The 22,334-nt window shown below is 72.3% G+C and carries 21 protein-coding genes and 1 pseudogene; 2 read left to right on the top strand and 20 right to left on the bottom strand.

Annotation, left to right across the window (positions count from 1 at the left end):
• Positions 1-65: 65 nt before the first annotated feature.
• Complete coding sequence (locus EDC02_RS06520) at positions 66-989, bottom strand: aspartate carbamoyltransferase catalytic subunit (RefSeq protein WP_123601173.1); 924 nt, start codon at positions 987-989, stop codon at positions 66-68.
• Positions 986-1,612, bottom strand: coding sequence for a bifunctional pyr operon transcriptional regulator/uracil phosphoribosyltransferase PyrR (pyrR, locus tag EDC02_RS06515; protein WP_123601172.1), 627 nt, complete (start codon positions 1,610-1,612; stop codon positions 986-988). Before pyrR ends, EDC02_RS06520 begins: the two co-directional genes overlap by 4 nt.
• A gap of 288 nt (positions 1,613-1,900) precedes the next feature.
• Between pyrR and EDC02_RS06510 the strand changes: the two genes are divergently transcribed.
• Positions 1,901-2,389, top strand: coding sequence for a transcriptional regulator (locus EDC02_RS06510; protein ID WP_123601171.1), 489 nt, complete (start codon positions 1,901-1,903; stop codon positions 2,387-2,389).
• A gap of 110 nt (positions 2,390-2,499) precedes the next feature.
• Here EDC02_RS06510 and nusB read toward each other — a convergent pair whose 3' ends face one another.
• The 6 genes from nusB to aroC all read right to left on the bottom strand — a co-directional run bounded on the left by nusB (position 2,500) and on the right by aroC (position 6,857).
• Positions 2,500-2,907 carry a transcription antitermination factor NusB gene (gene nusB, locus EDC02_RS06505; protein WP_199757813.1) on the bottom strand — a complete coding sequence of 136 codons (408 nt, stop codon included), beginning with the start codon at positions 2,905-2,907 and terminating at the stop codon, positions 2,500-2,502.
• A 23-nt stretch (positions 2,908-2,930) separates the two neighbouring features.
• Positions 2,931-3,488, bottom strand: a complete 558-nt coding sequence (efp, locus tag EDC02_RS06500) for an elongation factor P (protein WP_123601169.1) — start codon at positions 3,486-3,488, stop codon at positions 2,931-2,933.
• A gap of 98 nt (positions 3,489-3,586) precedes the next feature.
• Positions 3,587-4,030, bottom strand: a complete 444-nt coding sequence (aroQ, locus tag EDC02_RS06495) for a type II 3-dehydroquinate dehydratase (RefSeq protein ID WP_123601168.1) — start codon at positions 4,028-4,030, stop codon at positions 3,587-3,589.
• A gap of 16 nt (positions 4,031-4,046) precedes the next feature.
• Positions 4,047-5,123: a 3-dehydroquinate synthase gene (gene aroB / locus EDC02_RS06490; protein WP_123601167.1), complete on the bottom strand. Its 1,077-nt coding sequence runs from the start codon at positions 5,121-5,123 to the stop codon at positions 4,047-4,049.
• Positions 5,124-5,134: 11 nt separating this feature from the next.
• A complete protein-coding gene (locus EDC02_RS06485; RefSeq protein ID WP_123601166.1) occupies positions 5,135-5,659 on the bottom strand; it encodes a shikimate kinase in 525 nt (174 codons plus the stop codon).
• Between the two features lie 19 nt (positions 5,660-5,678).
• Complete coding sequence (gene aroC / locus EDC02_RS06480) at positions 5,679-6,857, bottom strand: chorismate synthase (RefSeq protein ID WP_123601165.1); 1,179 nt, start codon at positions 6,855-6,857, stop codon at positions 5,679-5,681.
• A 122-nt stretch (positions 6,858-6,979) separates the two neighbouring features.
• Between aroC and EDC02_RS06475 the strand changes: the two genes are divergently transcribed.
• The gene (locus tag EDC02_RS06475) at positions 6,980-8,188 is read left to right on the top strand and encodes a multidrug effflux MFS transporter (protein WP_123601164.1); all 1,209 of its coding nucleotides are present in this window, start codon (positions 6,980-6,982) and stop codon (positions 8,186-8,188) included.
• On the opposite strand, the gene EDC02_RS06470 is transcribed toward EDC02_RS06475, so the two are convergent.
• From EDC02_RS06470 to aspS, 12 genes and pseudogenes are all read right to left on the bottom strand, one after another.
• A complete protein-coding gene (locus EDC02_RS06470; RefSeq protein WP_233606350.1) occupies positions 8,109-8,927 on the bottom strand; it encodes a shikimate dehydrogenase in 819 nt (272 codons plus the stop codon). The genes EDC02_RS06475 and EDC02_RS06470 overlap by 80 nt on opposite strands.
• Positions 8,928-8,973: 46 nt before the next feature.
• Positions 8,974-10,170, bottom strand: a complete 1,197-nt coding sequence (gene mltG / locus EDC02_RS06465; protein WP_123601162.1) for an endolytic transglycosylase MltG — start codon at positions 10,168-10,170, stop codon at positions 8,974-8,976.
• A complete protein-coding gene (ruvX, locus tag EDC02_RS06460; RefSeq protein WP_123601161.1) occupies positions 10,170-10,640 on the bottom strand; it encodes a Holliday junction resolvase RuvX in 471 nt (156 codons plus the stop codon). The genes mltG and ruvX overlap by 1 nt, the downstream gene beginning before the upstream one ends.
• Positions 10,641-10,669: 29 nt before the next feature.
• Positions 10,670-13,354, bottom strand: coding sequence for an alanine--tRNA ligase (gene alaS / locus EDC02_RS06455; protein ID WP_123601160.1), 2,685 nt, complete (start codon positions 13,352-13,354; stop codon positions 10,670-10,672).
• On the bottom strand, positions 13,351-13,656 hold the full coding sequence (locus EDC02_RS06450) for a hypothetical protein (RefSeq protein ID WP_123601159.1): 306 nt from the start codon (positions 13,654-13,656) through the stop codon (positions 13,351-13,353). Before EDC02_RS06450 ends, alaS begins: the two co-directional genes overlap by 4 nt.
• Positions 13,657-13,672: 16 nt before the next feature.
• Positions 13,673-14,134 (bottom strand): DUF948 domain-containing protein, encoded by a 462-nt coding sequence (locus EDC02_RS06445; protein ID WP_123601158.1) that lies wholly within the window; start codon positions 14,132-14,134, stop codon positions 13,673-13,675.
• A gap of 107 nt (positions 14,135-14,241) precedes the next feature.
• The gene (locus EDC02_RS06440; RefSeq protein WP_123604564.1) at positions 14,242-14,910 is read right to left on the bottom strand and encodes a hypothetical protein; all 669 of its coding nucleotides are present in this window, start codon (positions 14,908-14,910) and stop codon (positions 14,242-14,244) included.
• A gap of 1,727 nt (positions 14,911-16,637) precedes the next feature.
• Positions 16,638-18,167 (bottom strand): replication-associated recombination protein A, encoded by a 1,530-nt coding sequence (locus EDC02_RS06430; protein ID WP_123601156.1) that lies wholly within the window; start codon positions 18,165-18,167, stop codon positions 16,638-16,640.
• A 69-nt stretch (positions 18,168-18,236) separates the two neighbouring features.
• The gene (locus EDC02_RS06425; protein WP_123601155.1) at positions 18,237-18,431 is read right to left on the bottom strand and encodes a hypothetical protein; all 195 of its coding nucleotides are present in this window, start codon (positions 18,429-18,431) and stop codon (positions 18,237-18,239) included.
• 53 nt (positions 18,432-18,484) lie between these two features.
• Positions 18,485-19,723: pseudogene (locus EDC02_RS06420) on the bottom strand (MFS transporter); the annotation flags it as partial.
• Complete coding sequence (locus EDC02_RS06415) at positions 19,720-20,331, bottom strand: winged helix-turn-helix domain-containing protein (protein WP_123604563.1); 612 nt, start codon at positions 20,329-20,331, stop codon at positions 19,720-19,722. The pseudogene EDC02_RS06420 and the gene EDC02_RS06415, both read right to left, overlap by 4 nt.
• Before the next feature lie 144 nt (positions 20,332-20,475).
• On the bottom strand, positions 20,476-22,296 hold the full coding sequence (gene aspS / locus EDC02_RS06410) for an aspartate--tRNA ligase (RefSeq protein WP_123604562.1): 1,821 nt from the start codon (positions 22,294-22,296) through the stop codon (positions 20,476-20,478).
• Positions 22,297-22,334: the final 38 nt, after the last annotated feature.

Here is a 22,334-nt window from a genome sequence, read left to right as displayed (position 1 = left end):
AGTCCTTTCGTCGTGCGCCTGGGGACGGTGGTGCCGGTGAGAATGTCGGTGACCGGTGCGCCGCATCAGCCGCGGCCGCCGAGCAGCAGGTAGAGCACGGCCATCCGGACGCTTACCCCGTTGGCGACCTGTTCCACGATCGTGGAGCGGGGCGAGTCGGCGACCTCGGCGGAGATCTCCATGCCCCGGTTCATCGGACCGGGGTGCATCACGATGGCGTGCCCGGGCAGCCGGCGCAGCCGGGCCCCGTCCAGGCCGTACCGGCGGGCGTACTCGCGGGCGGACGGGAAGTAGGAGTCGGCCATCCGCTCGTGCTGCACCCGCAGCATCATCACCACGTCGGCGGTGGGCAGCACGGTGTCGAGGTCGTAGCCGACCCCGACGCCGGGGGCGAGCGCGGTGGCGATGTCGACCGGGATCAGCGGCGGCGGCCCGACCAGGGTCACCTTGGCGCCGAGGGTGGCCAGCAGCAGGACGTTGGACCGGGCCACCCGGCTGTGCAGCACGTCGCCGACGATCACCACGTGCAGGCCGGCGAGCCGACCCAGCCGGGCCCGCATGGTGTACGCGTCGAGCAGTGCCTGGGTGGGATGCTCGTGGGTGCCGTCGCCGGCGTTGACCACCGACCCGTCCACCCAGTTGGCCAGCCGGTGCGGGGCACCGGAGGCGGGGTGGCGGATCACCACCGCGTCGGCCCCCATCGCCTGCAGGGTGAGCGCGGTGTCCTTGAGGCTCTCACCCTTGGAGACGCTGGATCCCTTGGCCGAGAAGTTGATCACGTCGGCGGAGAGCCGTTTGGCGGCGGCCTCGAACGAGATCCGGGTCCGGGTGGAATCCTCGTAGAACAGGTTCACCACGGTGCGCCCCCGCAGGGTGGGCAGCTTCTTCACCTCGCGGCCGGCCAGCGAGGCGAGTTCGACCGCGGTGTCCAGAATCCGGGTGGCGTCCGCCGCGTCCAGATCGGCGCCGGACAGCAGGTGCCTGATCATCGCTGGTCCCTCCCCCGCTGCGGACCGTCCGCCGGGTGGGCCTCGCCCGGGGAACTGAACAGCCGTACCTCGTCGGTGTCGTCGGTCTCGGCGAGCAGCACCTTGACGTTCTCGGTGAGCGCGGTGGGGATGTTCTTGCCGACGTAGTCGGCGCGGATCGGCAGCTCCCGGTGACCCCGGTCGACCAGCACCGCCAACTGCACCGAGCTGGGCCGGCCGAGGTCGCTGATCGCGTCCAGCGCCGCCCGCACGGTCCGACCCGAGTAGAGGACGTCGTCGACCAGGATGACCCGCTGGCCGTCGATGCCACCGGCGGGCAGCTCGGTGGGCCCTACCGCGCGGGTCGCCTTCAGCCGGAGATCGTCCCGGTAGAGGGTGATGTCGAGCACACCGACCGGGACGGCGACCCCTTCGAAGGTGCGAATCCGGTCGGCGAGACGGCGGGCGAGCGGCACACCCCGGGTGGGAATTCCGAGCAGTACGGTGCGTTGCGCCCCGTTGGTCTTTTCCAGCACCTGATGGGCGATCCGGTCGACGACGCGTTGAATGTCGGCGCTGGTCAGGATGCTCTTAACAGACGGTGGCATCGTCGCCGATGATTGGGTGGCCGACGGGTAGGCCACAGCGGACCCCCTTCCCCGCCTCACCGGACGGGTCGTTAAAGGACGTCATGGCTACCGCCGGCCAGCACCCGGCTGGTCAGCGGTCACGCCGAACGTTACCAGCGTCCCGTTGCCGAGCCGATATGGGGCGCTGAGTGTCGCATCAGTAAGACGAAATTTGGGGCAAGTCGTCACGATCTTGTTCACTGGTAGCTATTCACCACTTGACCGCGCTTGCGAACCGCCGTACCGTCACGCTCCGTAGCGATCGCTGGGGAAAGCCCCGGGCAAAGCACTGGGAGAGTCCGTATGCCCTCTGAGTACGCCAAGTCGTTGGGCGCCCGCCTGCGCTCCATCCGTCAGCAGCAGGGGCTGTCCCTGCAGGGGGTGGAGGAGAAGTCGAACGGGCGTTGGAAGGCTGTCGTCGTCGGTTCCTACGAGCGTGGGGACCGGGCAGTCACCGTCTCCCGCCTCGCCGAACTGGCCGACTTCTACCGGGTACCCGTGTCGGAACTGCTGCCGGACGGCAGTGGGGTACGTCACGAGCCCACCAGCAAGATCGTCCTGGACCTGGAGCGGCTGTACGACGAGGTCGGCGAGGACCTCGCCTACGTCGCCCGGTACGCCCGGGCGATCCAGCAGCAGCGCGGTGACTACAACGGTCGGGTGCTGTCCATCCGCGCCGACGACCTGCGGGCGCTGGCGATCGTGTACGACTCGTCGCCGTCCGGCCTCATCGAGCGGCTGAACGAGCACGGCGTACTGGTCGCCGACCCGCGGGCGTTCTTCGCCTCCTGACGGCTGCGCACCCAACCGCCGACGGGCCCGGTCCAGCTGGATCGGGCCCGTCGGCGGTGACGCGTGGCACCGGCGGTGGCGGCTTGTGCCCGCCGGGGCGGCGGGAACCGCTAGTGCGGGGTGTACTCGGCGATCCGGTCCAGCAGACCGTTGAGGAACCGCGGCGAATCGTCGGTGGACATCTGCCGGGCCAGCTCGACCGCCTCGGTGATGGCCACCGGGTCGTCGATCTCGTCGACGTAGAGCAACTCGTAGACGGCGATCCGGGCCAGGTTACGGTCGACCACCGGCATCCGGTCCAGCGTCCATCCCTCGGCGTAGCTGCCGATCAGCTCGTCGATCCGGTCCCGGTGGGCCGCCACCCCTTCGACCAGGCCGACCGCGTAGTCGAGATGCTCCGGACGCGGCGACAGCCGGGCCAGATACCCGACCAGCACCTGCGCCGGCGGCAGACTGCGCATGTCCGCCTCGTAGAGCACGTCCAGGGCCCGCTTGCGCGCCTTGCGGCGCGCCGGCATCGAAGTCTTCGGCCCCTCGGCCATCAGGCTCGGCCGAGGTAGCGGCCGTCGCGGGTGTCGACCTTGATCTTCTCCCCGGTGGTGACGAACAACGGCACCTGAACGGTGGCCCCCGTCTCCATCGTGGCCGGCTTGTTGCCGCCGGTCGACCGGTCACCCTGCAGACCCGGCTCGGTGTAGGTGACCTCGAGGACCACGCTGGTCGGCAGCTCGACGTACAGCGGCACACCTTCGTGGGTCGCCACGATCGCCTCAGCCTCGGGCAGCAGGTAGTTGGCCGCCTCGCCGACGGTGCCGCCGGGCACCATGATCTGGTCGAAGGTCTCCAGATCCATGAAGACGTAGTCCTCGCCGTCGGCGTACAGGTACTGCATGGTCCGCTTGTCGACAGTCGCGGTGTCGACCTTGGTGCCCGCGTTGAAGGTCTTGTCGACCACCTTGCCGGAGAGCACGTTCTTCAGGGTGGTGCGCACGAAAGCGCCGCCCTTGCCGGGCTTGACGTGCTGGAACTCCACGACGGCCCACAGCTCGCCGTCGAGGTTGAGAACCAGCCCGTTCTTCAGGTCGTTGGTGGTCGCCATTTCCTGCCTTGATCATCAATGTGCGGACGGATCTGCCAAGTCTATCGGGCCGGACCCGGCTCAGCCGGGACGGCCCACGGTCCTTCGCCCGTCCCGGCTCAGCGGGGACGGGCCGCGGCCAGCCGGGCGACGTGCAGCAGCGCCAGCCGGTAGCCGTCCACCCCGAGCCCGCAGATCACCCCGGTGGCGACCGCCGACACCACCGAGTGGTGCCGGAACTGCTCGCGGGCGTGGATGTTGGAGATGTGCACCTCGACCAGCGGTCCGCGCAGCAACGCGCAGGCGTCCCGGACCGCGTACGAGTAGTGCGACCAGGCACCCGGGTTGAGCACCACGGCGGCCTCGGCGTCGGCCGCCGTGTGCAGCCAGCCGAGCATCTCGTGCTCGGCGTCGGTCTGGCGCACCTCGACGTCGAGCCCGGCGTCCCGGCCCACCTGCTCACACATCGCCACCAGGTCGGCGTAGCTGGTCAGCCCGTACACGTCGACCTGACGGCTGCCCAGCCGGCCCAGGTTCGGGCCGTTCAGCACGTACGTCCGCACGCCGCGCCACCTCCCGTCACGCCGCCACCTGCTGGTACGCCTCGGCGAGCAACGTGTCGGCCGGGCCGTCGAGAATCCCCGGTCGGGCCAGCGCGTCGAGCACCACCAGCCGCAGCCGGCTGCCCCGGGCCTTCTTGTCCACCCGCATGGTGGCCAGCAGCTGCGGCCACGCTTCGGCCCGGTAGCTGGTGGGCAGCCCCAGCCCGGCGAGCACCGACGTGTGCCGGTCGGCCACCGCCGGGTCGAGCCGGCCGGCCAGCCGGGCCAGGGTCGCCGCGTAGACCAGGCCGACCGACACCGCGTGCCCGTGACGCCAGCGGTAGCCTTCCACCTTTTCGATCGCGTGGGCCAGCGTGTGCCCGTAGTTGAGCACCTCACGCAGCCCCGACTCGCGCAGGTCGTCACCGACCACCTCGGCCTTGACCCGCACGGCGCGCTCGATCAGCTCCCGCACCTGCGGCCCGGTCGGGTCGGCGGCCGCCGCCGGATCGGCCTCGATCAGCTCCAGGATCGCCGGATCGGCGATGAACCCGCACTTGACCACCTCGGCCAACCCGGCGACCAGGTCGACCGGGGCAAGGCTGGCCAGCAGGTCCAGGTCGGCCAGTACCCCGGCCGGCGGGTGGAAGGCACCGACCAGGTTCTTGCCGGCCGCCGTGTTGATCCCGGTCTTGCCGCCCACCGCCGCGTCGACCATGCCGAGCAGGCTGGTCGCCACCGGCACCCAGCGGACCCCGCGCAGCCAGCAGGCGGCCACGAAGCCCGCCAGGTCGGTCACCGCGCCGCCGCCGACCCCGACCACCGCGTCGGTACGGGTGAAGCCGGCCGCGCCCAGCTGCGCCCACGCCTGCCCGGCGACGTCGATCGACTTGCCGGCCTCGGCGTCCGGCACCTCGACCAGCAGCGGTTCGACCCCGGCCGCGGCGCAACCGGCGGCGATCCGGTCGGCCTGGCCCTGCAGCGGGGGTGCGTGCAGCACCGCCACCCGGTCCGCGCCGGGCAGCAGGTCGGGCAGCTGGTCGAGCAGCCCTCGACCGACAAGTACGTCGTACGGTCGGTCGCCGGGCACCGGGATACAGGTCGTCGAGTCCATCGGCGCCGAGCCTAGTACCCGGGCCGGTCGGCCGACGCGCGCAGCAGGGTGGCGACCTCCTCGGCGACCTGTTCCGGGGTACGCCCGTCGGTCGCCACCTGGTGCGTGGCGACCTGCTCGTAGAACGGGCGACGCTGCTCCAGCAGGTGTCGCAGGGTGGCCCGCGGGTTGATCGCCAGCAGCGGTCGGCCGGCGTCGAGGCCGACCCGGCGGACCGCGTCGGCCAGCTCGACGCCGAGATGGACCACGGTGTGCCCGGCGAGCGCGGCACGGTTCTCGTCGGCCAGCACCGCACCGCCGCCGAGCGCGAGCACGCCGTCGAAGCCGCGCAGTGCCGCCCGGACGGCCGCCCGTTCCAGGGCCCGGAAATGCTCCTCGCCGTCGTCGACGAAGATCTCCGGGATCGGCTTGCCGGCCGCCGCCACGATGTCGGTGTCGGTGTCGCGGAAGTCGCAGCCGAGCAGACCGGCCAGCGCGGTACCGGTGCTCGTCTTGCCCGCGCCGGGCGCGCCGACCAGCACGCAGACCGGGGCCATCAGCGGATCACCGGAGCCATCAGCGGATCACCAGGTGGTCCAGGTATCCGGCGAGGTTGCGGCGGATCTCGGCGACCGAGTCGCCGCCGAACTTCTCGGTGGCCGCCTCGGCCAGCACCAGCGCCACCATCGCCTCGGCCACCACCGCGGCGGCCGGCACCGCGCAGACGTCGGACCGCTGGTTGATGGCGGTCGCCGGCTCCCCGGTGACGACGTCGACGGTCGACAGCGCCCGGTTCAGCGAGGAGATCGGCTTCATCGCGGCCCGTACCCGCAACGGCTCGCCGGTGGTGATGCCGCCCTCCAGCCCGCCGGCCCGGTCGGTCACCCGGCGCACCCCGGCGGCGGTGGGGATGATCTCGTCGTGCGCGACCGAGCCCCGCGACCGGGCCTGCTGCCACGCGTCGCCGATCTCCACACCCTTGACCGCCTGGATCGACAGCACCGCGGCGGCCAGCCGGGCATCCAGCTTGCGGTCCCACTGGACGTGGCTGCCCAGCCCCGGCGGTACGCCGTAGGCGAGCACCTCGACGATGCCGCCCAGGGTGTCGGCGTCGGACTTGGCGGCGTCCACCTCGGCGACCATCCGGGCGCTCGCCTCGGGGTCGAGGCAGCGCAGCGGGTCCGCGTCGACCCGCTCGGCGTCCTCCGGCCGGGGCTGCAGCCCGGGTTTGGCGGCCACCGAACCGAGCTCGACCACGTGCGACACGATCTCGATGCCCAGTGCCTGCCGGCACAGCGCCCGGGCGACCGTACCGACGGCGACCCGGGCGGCGGTCTCCCGGGCGCTGGCCCGCTCCAGGATCGGCCGGGCGTCGGTGTGACCGTACTTCTGCATCCCGGCCAGGTCGGCGTGCCCCGGCCGGGGCCGGGTCAACGGGGCGTTGCGGGCCTGCCCGGCCAGCTCGTCCGGGTCGACCGGGTCGGCCGCCATCACGGTGCGCCACTTCGGCCACTCCGAGTTGCCCACCCGGATCGCGACCGGGCTGCCCAGTGTCACCCCGTGCCGCAGGCCGCCGACGATCTCGATCTCGTCCTGCTCGAAACTCATCCGGGCGCCCCGGCCGTAGCCGAGCCGGCGACGGGCCAGCTCGCGGCCGATCTCGGCACTGGTCACCTCGACGCCGGCGGGGACGCCTTCGAGGAGTGCGACCAGCGCGGGGCCATGGGATTCACCTGCGGTCAGCCAACGCAACACGTCGGAAAGTGTGGCACGGCGTGGTCGGACCCCGGTGACCCACGTCGCCCGTGTCCCGCCCTCCGGACACCGACCGAGCCGCCCTAACGTACGGTTGGTCGGTCTCGGGGGGTGGTGGTTTCGTGCCGTACGACATCCGCCGCCGACCAGCGGTGCTGCTCATCCTGCTCGGCGCGGTCACTGCGGTGGGGCCGCTGTCGATCGACATGTACCTGCCGGCGTTCCCGGCGATCAGCGACGACCTCGCCGCCACCCCGGCCCGGGTGCAGCTGTCGCTGACCGCGTGCCTGATCGGCGTCGCGTTCGGGCAGCTGGTCGGCGGGCCGGTGAGCGACCGGTGGGGGCGGCGGCGGCCGGCGCTGGTCGGCGTCGCCAGCTACGTCGTCGTCTCGCTGGCGTGCGCGCTGGCACCCAACGCCGAGGCGTTGGCCGGGCTGCGGCTGGTCCAGGGCTTCGTCGGCGGGGTGGGGGTGGTCGTCGCCCGCGCGGTGGTGCGCGACCTCTACTCGGGTGCCGACGCGGCCCGGTTCTTCTCCCGCCTGCTGATCATTTTCGGGGTGGCACCGATCGCCGCGCCGGTGCTCGGCGCGGCGGTGCTGCGGGTGACCTCCTGGCGGGGAATATTCGTCGCCCTCGCGGTGGTCGCCGCGCTGCTCACCGTCGTCATGGCCCGCTGGCTGCCGGAGACCCTGCCGGACGAGCGCCGAAACCCGGACGGTCTGGCCGGCGCGGCCAGGGCGGCCCGGCTGGTGCTCACCGACCGGGCTTTCGTCGGGTACGCGTCGACCCAGGGGCTGGCCTTCGCCGGCATGTTCGCCTACATCTCCGGATCGCCGTACGTGCTGCAGGACGGGTTCGGGCTGTCCCCGACCATGTTCAGCCTGGTGTTCGGGGTCAACGCGGTCGGGCTGATCGCGGTCAGCCAGCTCAACGCCCGGCTGGTCGGCCGGTACCGGACCCGGCCGCTGTTCGTCGGCGCGCTGATCGCCGGTGCCGGTGCCGCAGCGCTGCTGGTGGCCGGCGCGACCACCGGTCAGCTGTGGCTGATCCTGCCGGCGCTGGCGGGCTACGTCGCCACGATCGGGATGTTGATGCCGAACGGGACGGCGCTGGCCCTGGAGGAGCACGCCCGGCACGCCGGCACCGCGGCCGCGCTGCTCGGCGCGGTCCAGTCCGGGATCGCCTCGCTGGCCGCGCCGCTGGTCGGGCTGGTCGGTACGGCCAGCGCCACCCCGATGGCGCTGATCATCCTCAGCGCGGCGGGGCTGTCGCTGCTCGCCGTGTCGACAATGCGGCCCGCATCGCCGGTACCGGCGCGGCGACCCCGGTGAACTGTTCGAACTGCCCGACCGCCTGGGCCAGCAGCAGATCCAGCCCGGAGACCACCCGGCAACCGGCGGCGGCCGCCGCCGAGGCCAGTGGAGTCGGCCAGGGATCGTAGATCGCGTCGAAGCAGACCGTGCCGGATGTCCACGGCAGCTGGTCGGCGTACGGGTCGGCGGCCCCCTCCGGCAGGGTGGACACCAGTACGTCGGTGCCGGCCGCCGCCGTCGGGATGGCCGACAGGGCGGTACCGGTCATCGACACCCCGAGCGCGTCGGCGACCGGTACCAGCTCGTCGACCGCCGCCGGTCGGCGGGCCGCCACGGTGACCGATGCGGCGGCCAGCGCGGCGGCGGCCGCCAACGCGGCCCGGGCGGTGCCGCCGGCGCCGAGCACGATGAACCGGGCACCGGTGCCGACGCCGGCGTCGCGCAGCACCGCGACCATCCCTGCCACGTCGGTGTTGTCGGCGAACCAGGTGCCGTCGGCCAGACGTACCAGGGTGTTGGCCGCCCCGACCGCGGTGGCCACCGGCGAGGCCCGCCCGGCGAGGGCGAGCGCCGCCTCCTTCAACGGCATGGTGACCGACAGCCCGGCCCACTCCGGGCCGAGGCCGGCTACCAGGTCCGGCAGCTGCGCCTCGGCGCATTCGATCGCGGTGTAGCTCCAGCCGGTCAGCCCGGCGGCCTGGTAGCCGGCGTTGTGGATCACCGGCGACAGTGAGTGCCCGATCGGCTTGCCGAGCACTGCGGCCCGCCGCTGGACGGCGGTGGACGGTCGGGGGGCGGACACCTCAGAGGATGCCGTTCTGCCGGGCGATCTCGATGTTCTGGTTGTGCTGGTCGAGGGTCTCGGCGAACGCCGAACGGCCTTCCTTGTCGATCGCCACGAAGTAGACCCAGTCCTCGTCCGGCGGGTTGATCGACCCCTCCAGTGCGGCCTTGCCCGGGTTGTTGATCGGCGTGGGCGGCAGCCCGCTGTGCGCGTGGGTGCTGTACGGGTTGCTCTCGTCGTACAGCTCCTCGCGGGTCATGTCCTTGGACGCCTTGGTCTCCTGGCCGGTCAGCTCCCAGTAGTAGTTGACCGTCACGTCGAACTGCAGGCAGCTGCACGGGAAGGTCCCGCTGTACACCCGGTTGTACGCCACCCGGGAGACCTTGGCGAGGTCCTCGGCGATGCCGGCCTCGGCCTGCGCCAGTGACGCGACGATCAGCGCCTCGTACGGGCTGATCCCGCCGCGTTCGGCCTGCACCCGGTCGGCGTACTCCATCTCACCGGTGACGGTCAGGAACCGGTTGACCATCACCCGGAGGATCTCCGGGGCGGTGACGTCGGGATCGAAGTCGTAGGTGTCCGGGAAGAGGAACCCTTCGGCGGAGACCGTCACCTCCTGCCCGTCGGTACGGGTCATCCACCACTCGGGCACGCCGAGGGCTTCCGGATCCTCGGCGGCGGTGGCGAACTCCTCGGCCGGGATGTCCGTCGACTCGGCCAGCAGCTGGTAGATCTGCTTGGCGGTACGGCCCTCCGGGATGGTCACCCGGTTGGAGACCTTGTTCTCCAGGTCCAGCAGCAGGCCGAGCGCGGTCGCCGCGCTCATCTCCAGGCGCAGCGTGTAGAAACCCGGCTGGATGTTCTGGCTGCGGGAGTTGTCCCGGGCCTCGTTGACGAACGCCTTGGCGCTCTTGACCACGCCGGCCTCGACGAGGGTGTTGCCGATGTCGGTGGCGGTGTCACCGGCCCGGACCTGCACCACCACCTCACCGGTGCCGCCGCCGTCGTAGTCCGGGGTGGCGAAGTAGCCCTGCACCCGGTCGAAGCCGTACCAGACACCACCGCCGAGCACGCTGAGCAGCAGCATGGTGACCAGCAGCGCGGCGAAGGTCTTGCCGCGGCCGCCACCGCCGGACGACTTCTTGCGCCGCGCGCCCCGACGGTGCCGGCCCTTGTCGGCCCGGTCCTCGAAGGCGAGGTCCAGTTCGTCGATCATCACTTCTGCCTCCGCTGCGCGTCCAGCCAGCTCTGCAGGATTTCCACGGCGGCCGCCTGGTCGACCACCGTACGTTGACGTCGTCCTCGAACGCCCCGCTCGGACAGCCTACGGCTAGCGACCACCGTCGACATCCTTTCGTCGGTCGTCAGGACTGAAATCGGCGATACCGCCACTTCGAGTAACCGTACGTATGCGCTGACCGCGTCGGCGGCCGGTCCGTGGCGGCCGGCGAGGTTCACCGGCAGACCGACGATAACCGCACTGACCTCGTACTCATGGACTATCTGGACAATTTTCGCGATATCCGTGGGCAGGTCGGCCGGTTTCGTCGCGCCGCCGGTCGACAGGTCCCGCCGTACCGTCATCAGCGGAGTGGCGAGGATGCCGTCCGGGTCGCTGATCGCCAGACCGACCCGGACCTGCCCCACGTCGACGCCGAGCCGGCGCCCACGGACGAATCCGCTCACCTCGTACCGCTCACCTCGTACCGCTCATCTCAGGCCGTCTCGGCGATCGCCTTTTCGACCGCGACCAGCAGGTTCGCCGCCTCGGCCGCCGGCAGCCCACCGCCCTGGGCCAGGTCGGCGTTGCCGCCGCCCCGGCCGTGCAGCGCCCCCTTGACCAGGTCGGCGGCGGACACCCCGCGTGACTTGCCGGCCGCGTTCACCGCCACCACCAGCGCCGCCTTGCCGTTGGCCCGGGCCGCCACCGCGACCACCGCCGGCCTGGCCGGGTCGATCTTGCCCCGGATCTCCTGCGCCAAGGTCCGTACGTCGTTGCCGGCCGCGCCCTCGGGCGCCTCGGTGCCGACGTAGGCGATCCCGCGCACGTCACGCGCCTGGCCGGCGATCGCCGCCGCGCCGCCGAGCACCAGCTGGGCGCGCAGCTTCTCCAGCTCCTTCTCGGCGTCGCGCAGCTGGGTGACGGTCTGCTGGACCCGGTCCGCGACCTGGTCGGCCGGCACCCGGTACAGCTCGGCGAGCCGGGCCACCAGCAGGTGCTCGCGGGCCAGGAAGTTGAACGCGTCGATGCCGACCAGCGCCTCCACCCGGCGCACGCCGGAGCCGATCGACGACTCGGAGAGGATCTTCACCACGCCGAGCTGACCGGAGCGGGTCACGTGCGTACCGCCGCACAGCTCGCGGGCGTAGTCACCGACCTCGACCACCCGGACCTCGTCGCCGTACTTCTCCCCGAACAGCGCCATCGCGCCCAGCCGGCGCGCCTCCTCCTGCGAGGTGATGAACGCGTTCACCTCCAGGTCACGCAGCAGCACCTCGTTGACCTGCTGCTCGATGTCGTGCAGCACCGACGGCGCGACCGCGCCGGGGGTGTTGAAGTCGAACCGCAACCGGCCCGGCGCGTTCAGCGACCCCGCCTGGGTCGCCGACTCGCCGAGGAAGTTGCGCATCGTCTGGTGCACCAGGTGCGTCGCGGTGTGCGACCGGGAGATCGCCCGCCGACGCGGGATGTCGATCTCGGCGTAGCCGGACTCCCCGGCGCGCAGCTCACCGCTGACCACCCGGGCCCGGTGCACGATCAGGCCCGGCACCGGCTGCTGCACGTCGAAGATCTCCACCCGGCCGGCGCCGACGGTGAGCAGGCCGGTGTCCGGCTGCTGGCCGCCGCCCTCGGCGTAGAACGGGGTGCTGTCCAGCACCAGCTCCACCACGTCGCCCTCACCGGCCGCGGGCAGCGCCGCGCCGCCGGCGCCGAGCAGCGCCCGGACCCGCGACTCGCGGGACACCTCGGCGTAGCCGGTGAACTCCACCGGCCCGCCGCTGTCCAGCACCCCGCGGTACGCGGACATGTCGACGTGCCCGGTCTTGCGGGCCTGCGCGTCCGCCTTGGCCCGGGCCCGCTGCTCGGACATCAGCCGGCGGAAGCCGTCCTGGTCGACCGAGAGCCCCTGCTCGGCGGCGATCTCCAGGGTGAGGTCGATCGGGAACCCGTAGGTGTCGTGCAGCTGGAAGGCCTGGTCGCCGGAGAGTTTGCCGCCGCCGGCCGACCTGGTCTGGGCGATCGCCGTGTCCAGGATCGTGGTACCGGCGCGCAGCGTGGACAGGAAGGCGTCCTCCTCGGCGTACGCGTACGAGGAGATCCGCTCGAAGTCGGCGGCCAGCTCCGGGTACGACGGCGCCATGCAGTCCCGGGCCACCGGCAGCAGCTCCGGCAGGGCGCGGTCCTGCCAACCGAGCAGCCGCACCGAGCGGATCGCCCGGCGCATGATCCGGCGCAGCACGTAGCCGCGGCCCTCGTTGGACGGGGTCACCCCGTCACCGATCAGCATCAGCGCGGTCCGCACGTGGTCGGCGATCACCCGCAGCCGTACGTCGTCGGGGTGCGACTCGCTCGCCGCCTGCCCGGATCCCGCACCGTAGCGCTTGCCGGTCAGCTCGGCGGCCCGGTCCAGGATCGGACGTACCTCGTCGATCTCGTAGAGGTTGTCCACCCCCTGCAGAATCGACGCGATCCGCTCCAGGCCCATGCCGGTGTCGATGTTCTTCTTCGGCAGGTCGCCGACGATGTCGAAGACTTCTTTGCTCTGTACGTTGGTGATCTCGTACTGCATGAAGACGAGATTCCAGAACTCCAGGAAGCGGTCCTCGTCGACCTCCGGCCCGCCGTCCGGCCCGTACGCCGGGCCCCGGTCGTAGTACAGCTCCGAACACGGCCCGGCCGGCCCGGGAATGCCCATCGACCAGAAGTTGTCCTTGTTGCCCCGGCGCACGATCCGCGCCGCCGGCACACCGGTGCGCCGCCAGATGTCGGCCGCCTCGTCGTCGTCGAGGTAGACGGTGACCCAGATCCGCTCCGGGTCCATGCCGAACCCGCCCGCGTCGACCGGCCTGGTGGCCAGGTCCCAGGCCAGCGGGATCGCGCCTTCCTTGAAGTAGTCGCCGAACGAGAAGTTGCCGTTCATCTGGAAGAAGGTGCCGTGCCGCGACGTCTTGCCGACCTCGTCGATGTCCGGGGTCCGGATGCACTTCTGCACGCTCGTCGCCCGCTGGTACGGCGGGGTCCGCTGGCCGAGGAAGTACGGCACGAACTGCACCATGCCCGCGTTGATGAACAGCAGGTTCGGGTCATCGATCGCGGGCAGCGGAGCTGACGGCACCACGGCATGGCCGTTGGCCTCGAAGTGCGCGAGGAACCGCCGCTTGATCTCCGCCGTTTTCACCGAACGTCCTCCTGGGGGAATATCTCCGCGTCGCCGACGCTCGGGTCGCCCCGCAGGTCGGCGAACTGGTCGTCGAACGCCACGCCCTCAGCGAACGCGGCCTGGATCTGCTGCTCGCGCTCCGCCATACCCTCGCGCACGTCCTCCACGAAGGTACGGACCGACTCGACGAGACCACCAGCGGATTCCGACAGCGAGGAGGCGATCCCGGACGGCGTGTAGGACTGGGCGGTCCGGGCCAGCTTGCGGACCACCACCGCGCCGACGGCGATGCCGACACCGAGCCAGAGCAGGCGTTTCATGACGGCGTCCTCCCGGTCATCCGGCGTTGCGCCGGGCTGCCCGGCGCCGCTGCTTGAGTTCCGCCCGTACGTCGCGCTCCTGCTCGGCGTGCCGGCGGGCGGACGCGGCACGCCGTACGCCGTACCCGAAGGCGGCGACCTTGACCAGCGGGTTGGCCGCCGCCGCCGAGACGACGGTGGCGAGGTTCGCCACGTTGGCGGTGACGTTCTGCGCGTGACCCGTCATCGTGTCGATCTTGGCGAGCTGGATGTTGACGCCGTCCAGCGTGGTGTGCACCTGCCCGAGCGCGGTGTTGACGTTCTCCACCGAGGTGTTGACCTGGCCGAGCAGTGGACCGGTGCGGTCGTTCAGGTCGTTGATCGCCCTGGTCGCCGCGTCCACGGTGTGCCGCAGCCGCAGAATCGGCACCGCGAGCACCAGCACGAGCATCAGGAACGCTCCGGCCGCCACCAGCGCCGCGATCTGTCCACCGTCCATGCCTGTGTCCTCCTCTGTCACGACGCCTCGCCGCCGCTGCTCACCTGACGGCGGTCAGCTCGCGCCGCACCACCGTGCAGACCCTACCGTCAGTGATGGTCGTCCGCTCACGACGGTTCGACCTCCAGGTCCAGCAGCGGGTCGTCGGTGAAGACCGGATCCGGATCCTCACCGGTGAGCGACGGATCGGTACTCGGCTGTGGCTTCATCCGGTCGTCACCGATCGCGTTGCGCACCTTGATCGACACGACCGAACCGGTGCAGGTCTCGGCCTCGGTGACCGGCGGCGAGTCGGCCGATTCCCCGTCGGCCGACCCACCGTCGGTCGACTCACCGGATGGCGGCTCCACCGTCGGCCGCTGCAGCAGCAGGTCGTCCGAGCAGGCCGGTGGCCGGACCCACAGGTCGAGGGTGAGTTCGTCGCGGGTCCAGCAGTTGTACTGGCCCTCGACCGGCTGGGACGGGCACAGCTCGGCGTCCCACGGCAGCCACCCGGCGTCGGTCAGTGCCGCGGTGTAGACCTGGGCGGTCTCCTCCGTACCGCGTTCGGAGGTCATCGTCCGCTCGCGGAACCGGCAGTCGATGAGGCACCAACGGCTCCCGCTGATCGCGTCGGTACGCTCCTGCGCCGCCCACCCGGGCACGTCGAGCCGGTCAAGGGAGTTGAAGACCGGGTCGCGGGTCGCCGCCCGGATACCGAAGTAGAGCGGGAGCGCGGCCAGCACCACGACGGCGACCATGATCAGGGCCATCGCCCGCAGCCGACGCTGCTGCAGGTTCGGACCGCCCGGCTCTGGCCCGGGCTGCTCAACACCGGACTCCTCGGGCCCCGACCGGTCGGGGCGGTACGGCCCGGACCGGACCGGTGAGCCACCCCCACCGGACACCGGGGCGACCCCTCCCGGGACCGGGGCGGCTCCACCGGACACCGGGGCGAGTCCGCTCGGCGGCACCGGCCCACCCGGCCGCACCGGTACCGACGCCGACCGCGCCACCGTCGCCCCACCACCGGCACCGGAGACCGGGCGGGGCGGGGCGGGTGCCGGCCGATCGTGGTGCGGCGGCGCGGCGGCACCCGCGGGTCCGCCGGACACCGGCCGGCCAGGTGCCGGCGCGCCGGGCATCGTTGCCACGCCACCGGGCCCGGGCTCAGCTGGACGGCCGGGGTGAGCTGGTCGGCCGGGGCGGCCGAAGGTGCCGGCCTCGTTGGGACGGCCCGGCGGATCGGATCGACCCGGCTGGCCGGGGCGGATCGGACCGGTGGCGTACGGGTCCCGTCGGTCGGTGGCCGGCGGCCCGGTCACGGGTGGCCGCGGCCCGCCACCGGTCGGCACCGGCCCGGCTGCCGGGACCGTCGCCCGGCCGGGCCCACGACGGGTGGCGGTCGGCGGGCCGGCCGGATGGCCTGGCGGCGGTCCTGCCGGGCGGGTGCCCGGACGGGGCGGCTGGTCGGAGCCCGGGTCATGCTGCGGACCACGGGCCGGTGGCACGGCGCCGCCCGGCCCGGGGACCACGGGAGCGGCCAACGGGCCGCCCGAGCCGCCCCGGGATGGCTGGCCGGGGATCGGCGCGGACCGCGCCGGGCGGGGACCGCCCGAGGTCGGCCGGGCCGGCTCGAACGGCTGGCCGGCCGAGGCATGCCGGCCGGTTGACGGCCGCGACGGTGCCGGGCCGTCCCCTTCCCGGGTCTGACCCGCCCGGTCCGCCCCGGCGGCCGGGCCACGTTGCGGCGTCTCCGGGCGGCGCTCCCAGCCGCCGGACTCGTCCGCCGGTTCCGGGGCGCGTCGACGCCCGCCGGACGACCTGACCGGCGGAATGATCCGGGTCTCGTCGCGCCCATCGGCGCCGGGGCCGGACGTTGGTCGGGTCGGGGTGCCCGGCGCGGAACGGGGCCCGCCGAAGGGTTCGCCGGATGGCCGCTGCGGCGCGGACGGCGGCAACGGCGGCGCGTTGCCCGACCGCGGAACAACGGTATCCGCTGCTGACGGACGGTGCGGCGGGCGCTCGTACCGGCCCGGGGTCGGGGTCGGCCCACCGGAGACCGGTGCCGGGCTCGGCCTAGTCGGGCTCGGCCCACCCGAGACCGGTGCCGGGCTCGGCCTACCGGAGGCCGGGGTCGGCCCGCCCGGTGCGGGGCTGACTGGTCGTGGCTCGGACGGCTTCGCACCAGCCGGCGAAACGGGCTCGGCCGGTCGAGGTCCGGGACGCGGCTGCGGACCAGGCTGCGACTGCGGACCGGGCTGCGGGGGACCTGGGCGGGACGGGGCCGCAGAGCGGGCGGCGGCGGACCGGGAGGGCGGACCGTCCGTTGGGGAACCCTCTGGTCGGACGCCACCGGGTCCGATGTCGATCCGCTGTTCCTTGGCGGTCCGCAGATCGTCCAGCCAGCCGGTCTCCTCGCCGCTGACCTCTTCCTCGACCTGTGCCCGGCCCCACCGACGGCCCTTCGGCTTGCCCTCACGACGCTCGTCGGGGTGATCGGGGCGGTCAGAACCGCGCGCTCTCACTGCTGTACCTCCCCGGCAGCAACGCTGCCGCTGTCATCGGGCACCGGACCAGCCTCGGACGCTGGGACGGGTGGATCAGGTTCGGCGGCACCAGCGGACGAGCCGGAGCCGGTGCGTCCAGCGGACGCGCGGGTGTCGGGCGGCAGGCCGCGCACGATCCGGCGGAGCACCGGCAGCCGCGCGGAGACGGTCCGCTCGGCGCCGTGCTCGGTCGGCCGGTAGTAGTCGACACCGGCGAGCTCGTCGGGCGGGTACTGCTGGGTGACCACCCCCCGGTGGTCGTCGTGAGGGTAACGGTAGCCGCCTCCGTGGCCGATCCGCCGCGCGCCCGAGTAGTGGCTGTCCCGTAGATGTGCAGGCACCGTCCCGCCCCGGCCGGCCCGTACATCGGCGACGGCCGCCGCCAGCGCTGCGGTGGTCGAGTTGGACTTCGGGGCGGTGGCCAGGTGGATCACCGCCTGGGCAAGGTTGAGTTGCGCCTCCGGCAACCCCACGTACTCCACGGCGTGAGCGGCCGCGGTCGCCACCGACAGCGCACCCGGATCGGCCATCCCGACGTCCTCGCTGGCGAAGATCACCATCCGCCGGGCGATGAACCTGGCGTCCTCCCCGGCGACCAGCATCCGGGCCAGCCAGTGCAGCGCGGCGTCGACGTCCGATCCACGCATGCTCTTGATGAACGCGCTGGTCACGTCATAGTGGGCGTCGCCGTCGCGGTCGTAGCGCACTGCGGCGACGTCGATCGCCTGCTCGGCGGTACGCAGGTCGATCTTCCCGGTGTCGGTCGCGGTGGCCGCCGAGGCCGCCGCCTCCAGTGCGGTGAGCGCCTTGCGCACGTCGCCGCCGGCCAACCGGACCAGGTGATCCTCGGCCGGCTGGGACAGCCGTAGCGAGCCGCCGAGTCCACGTTCGTCGGTCACCGCGCGCCGGAGGAGGTCACGGACCGCCTCGTCGCCGAGCGGCCGCAGGGTGAGCAGGACACACCGCGACAATAACGGCGAAATGACCGAAAAATGGGGATTTTCGGTGGTCGCCGCCAGCAACGTCACGGTACGGTCCTCGACCGCCGCGAGCAGCGAGTCCTGCTGGGTCTTGCTGAAGCGGTGCACCTCGTCGATGAACAGCACCGTCGGCAGCCCGCCGGTACGCCGTTGCCGTCGGGCCTCGTCGATCACCGCACGGACGTCCTTGACCCCGGCGGACAGCGCCGACATCGCTACGAAACGACGGTCGGTGGCCCGGGCCACCAGGTGGGCGATCGTCGTCTTGCCGCAGCCCGGCGGCCCCCACAGGATCACCGACATCGGGGCGGTACCGGTCACCAGCTGCCGCAACGGCGCGCCCGGGGCGAGCAGATGCTCCTGGCCGACCAGCTCGTCGAGGCTTGCCGGACGCATCCGTACCGGCAACGGCGCCGACGCGGGCGGGCCGGAGCCTGAGTCGCCCGCCACCACGCCGCCGCCGGCCGGCGACGCATCGCGTCGCTGGTCACCGGCGGGGTAGGAGAAGAGGACGTCGGACTCCATCAGCAAGACAGTACCGGCCCGATCTCGGACGCCGGAAATGCACCGAGATCGGGCCAGTGAACAGCCGGGTCAGCTGCGCCGACGGCGCCGGGACCAACCGCCGCCGGTGCCGCGACCGACCCCGGCGAAGAACAGAGCCAGGCAGAGCAGGCCGATCAGCACCATGGTGTTCCAGTTGAACAGGTCAGGCGCACCGAGATCGGTGTCGAGCAGGTCGAGCAGCAGGGCGAAGCCGAAAACGACAGCCGCAGCGATGGCGAACATCAGATCCTCCTGGGGGGTTCAGTCGGTCGGCCGTTCCATACCCAACGGCCGCGCCGGCCAATCCAGCTTGGACCAGGCGAGACCAGGTACAGCGGTGCGGCCGCAGCCAGCACGGCCGCACCGACCAGCATCGCCAGGCTGACCGTGCTCGCCCCGGCGATCCCCATCAGCACCACCCCGCCGAGCGCCCCCGCCGGGTGCGCGACCATCGAGTTGAGCGAGACCACGCTGCTGCGGTGCCCACCGTCCACCTGGCGGTGCAGCAGACCCATGTGCACCGGGTTCGACGCACCGTGGATGGCGTAGCAGGCCAGATAGGCCGCGACGACGCCGACCGGCCCGGCGAGCAGCGCCATCGCGACCACGGTCGCCCCCTGCAGGACGCGGAACGCGGCGGCGGTCAGCGGCGCACCGATCAGGCGGGCGACCGCCGGCACCAGCGCGGCGCCGCCGGCCGACGCCAGCCAGGCGACCGCGCCGACCGGGCCGAGCAGCGCCGCCGCCCGGTCGGCGTCGCCGGCCACCTCCGCCAGACGCACCGGCATCAGGGTCTCGAAGGAGATCATGCCGAACCCCCAGAACAGCTCGACCGAGATCAGGGCAAGCAGAATCCGGGACCGCCGGAGCAGCCGTACGGCGCCGAGCACCACGGAGGGCACCTGTCGGATCGAAGCCGTCAGGGTCGGTGCTCCCGCCGCCGGCCGTACCTCGACCAGCAGCAGCACCAGACCGACCAGGCTGACGACCTGGAACAGCGCCGCGACGAGCACCGGTCCGGTCAGCGCGCTGACCGGACCCACCGGACCGAGTGCCACCAGACCGCCGCTGGCCAGGGATCCGGCGGCGATCGCGAGGCCGAGCACCACTCCCCCTTGGCTCAGCCCGCCTTCGTACCGCGCGGCGGGGTCGGCGGCGAGCGTGGCGTCGACGTACCAGGACTCCAGCGGCCCGCTCTCCAGCGCCCGGTAGAGGCCCTGCAGCAGCATCACGGCGACGAACAGGGCGAAGGAGTCCGCGACGACCAGCAGCGCCAGTGACGCCAGGTTCGCCGCCGCCGCGCCGATCAGCACCGGCCTGCGACCGATCGCGTCGGCCAGCCCACCGGTCGGCAGCTCCAGCATCAGCACGGCCAGCCCCTGCACGGCGGCGGCCAGGCCGATCTGCGGCAGGGTCAGCCCACGCTCCAGCATCAACAGCACCCAGACGGGGATCAGCAGCCCGGTGGGTGCCCAGCGCAGACCGTGCAGGATCAGATAGCGCCGGTGCACCTGGCGGGCGGTCAGCGCGGTCACGGCTCGTCCCCGGCCGACCCGCCGCGGTCGCCGCCGCCCTTGGCGACGCGCGGGAAGGCGTACTTGTAGAGCATCACCTGCTCGGCCGGCCCGTCACCCGGGCCGGGATCGGTGCGGTACCGCTCGATGACCTCGTCGATCTCGGCGTTGAGCCGACGCAACTGGTCCGAGGTGAGAGTCAACCGGGTGTCGGAGTACTCGGCCGCGTCACGCCACTGCGCCGAGTAGCCGTCGCGGGCGGTGTGCCAGTCCTCGGCGCGGCGGACGAACTGCTGCACGAAGTAACTGTTGAGCCAGTCGGCGGCGGCGCGGGCGTCCGGGTCGGCGTCGAAGGACGTGTTACGCCACGAGGTGTTCTGGTGCGCCGCCCGCCACCAGCGCTCGCGGCCGGTGCCGCGGGCCGGCTCCTCGCGTACCAGCCCGACGTCGGCGAGCTTGCGCAGGTGGTAACTGGTCGCTCCGGTGTTGGTGCCGAGCTCGTGGGCGAGCGCGGTGGCGGTCGCGGGGCCGTCCAACCGCAGCGCGCCCAGCAGCCGCAACCGCAGCGGGTGGGCCAGGGTGCGGACCTGATCCCCAGTTAGCCAGACCGTCGAGAGTTGCTCTTCCATGGTCTGCACAATAACTCTGCAGAGAAAGTTTGCACAATACCTGTGCATAACTTCTGTGGAACCGGTGCAGACATGGCCCGCAGACCTGCGTGGGCCCGGGGTGAACGTCCACCCCGGGCCCACGACCGAAAGACAGTTACCTGGTCAGGACGGCTCCACCAGGGCTGCCACCCCTGCCGTTCCGGCTGCCGGGGTCGGCGCGACCCCGGCCGGTGGCTTCGGCTTGGCGTCCACCCCGGCCTCGGCCCGCTGCTGCGCGGTGATCGGCGTCGGCGCCTGGGTCAGCGGGTCGAACCCGCCGCGCGTCTTCGGGAACGCGATCACCTCACGGATCGAGTCCACCCCGGCCAGCAGCATGCAGATCCGGTCCCAGCCGAACGCGATGCCGCCGTGCGGCGGCGGGCCGTACTTGAACGCCTCCAGCAGGAAGCCGAACTTGTCCGCCGCCTCCTGCTCGGTGATGCCCAGCAGGTCGAAGACCCGCCGCTGCACGTCGGCCCGGTGGATACGGACCGAGCCGCCGCCGATCTCGTTGCCGTTGCAGACGATGTCGTACGCGTAGGCGAGGGCCTCGCCGGGCGCGTCGTCGAAGCGGTCCAGCCACTCGTCGGTCGGCGAGGTGAACGGGTGGTGCACCGCCGTCCAGCCGCCCTCCTCGGTCGGCTCGAACATCGGCGCGTCCACCACCCAGCAGAACGCCCACGCGCTCTCGTCGACCAGGTTGGCCCGCCGGGCGATCTCGATGCGGGCCGCGCCGAGCAGCTCCTGCGCCTCCCGCCGGTTCGTCGAGGCGGCGAAGAAGATCGCGTCACCGGGCTTGGCGCCGACCGCGTCGGCCAGCCCACCCAGGTGCTCGGCCGACAGGTTCTTCGCCACCGGGCCGCGCGGCTCGCCGGTCTCGGCGTCCAGCACCACGTACGCCAGGCCCCGCGCGCCGCGCGCCTTGGCCCAGTCCTGCCAGCCGTCGAGCTCCTTGCGGGTCTGCGCGGCACCGCCGGGCATCACCACCGCACCGACGTAGCCACCGGCGTCGATCGCCCCGGCGAACACCCGGAACGCCGTGCCACGCAGGTAGCCGGTCAGCTCGGTCAGCTCCACGCCGTAGCGCAGGTCCGGCTTGTCCGAGCCGTACCGGTCCATCGCCTCGTGCCAGGTGATCCGCGGCACCGGGCCGGTGATCTCGTGCCCGGCCAGCTCCCGCCAGAGCGCGCCGACGATCGACTCACCCAGCTCGATCACATCGTCCTGGGTGACGAACGACATCTCGATGTCCAGCTGGGTGAACTCCGGCTGCCGGTCGGCCCGGAAGTCCTCGTCGCGGTAGCAGCGGGCGATCTGGTAGTACCGCTCCATCCCGGCGACCATCAGCAGCTGCTTGAACAGCTGGGGCGACTGCGGCAGGGCGTACCAGGTGCCGGGCTGCAGCCGCACCGGCACCAGGAAGTCCCGGGCGCCCTCGGGCGTCGACCGGGTCAGCGTCGGCGTCTCGATCTCCACGAAGTCGCGGTCGTGCAGCACCGTACGGGCGATCTGGTTGGCCCGCGACCGCAGCCGCAACGCCCCGGCCGGACCGCTGCGCCGCAGGTCCAGGTAGCGGTACCGCAGCCGGACGTCGTCGCCGGCGTCGACCTGGTCGTCGATCGGCAGCGGCAGCGGCGCGGCCTCGGACAGTACGGTCAGCTCGGTCGCGGTGACCTCGATGTCGCCGGTGGCCAGCTCCGGGTTGTCGTTGCCCTCCGGGCGGCGGTCGACGACGCCGGTCACCCGGACGCAGAACTCGTTACGCAGCGCGTGGGCCAGCTGCATCTCCTCGCGGAACACCACCTGCACGACACCGGAGGCGTCGCGCAGGTCGACGAAGATGACCCCGCCGTGGTCGCGCCGGCGGGCCACCCAGCCGGCGAGCGTCACCGTCGTGCCGGCGTGCGTGGCGCGCAGGCTGCCGGCGTCATGGGTACGAATCACGGCACGGAACTCCTCATCGCGGGTACGGGACTGCTTCC

The sequence above is a fragment of the Micromonospora sp. Llam0 genome, assembly GCF_003751085.1.
GTDB lineage: Bacteria > Actinomycetota > Actinomycetes > Mycobacteriales > Micromonosporaceae > Micromonospora_E.
This window is presented reverse-complemented; position numbering and strand designations above follow the sequence as displayed.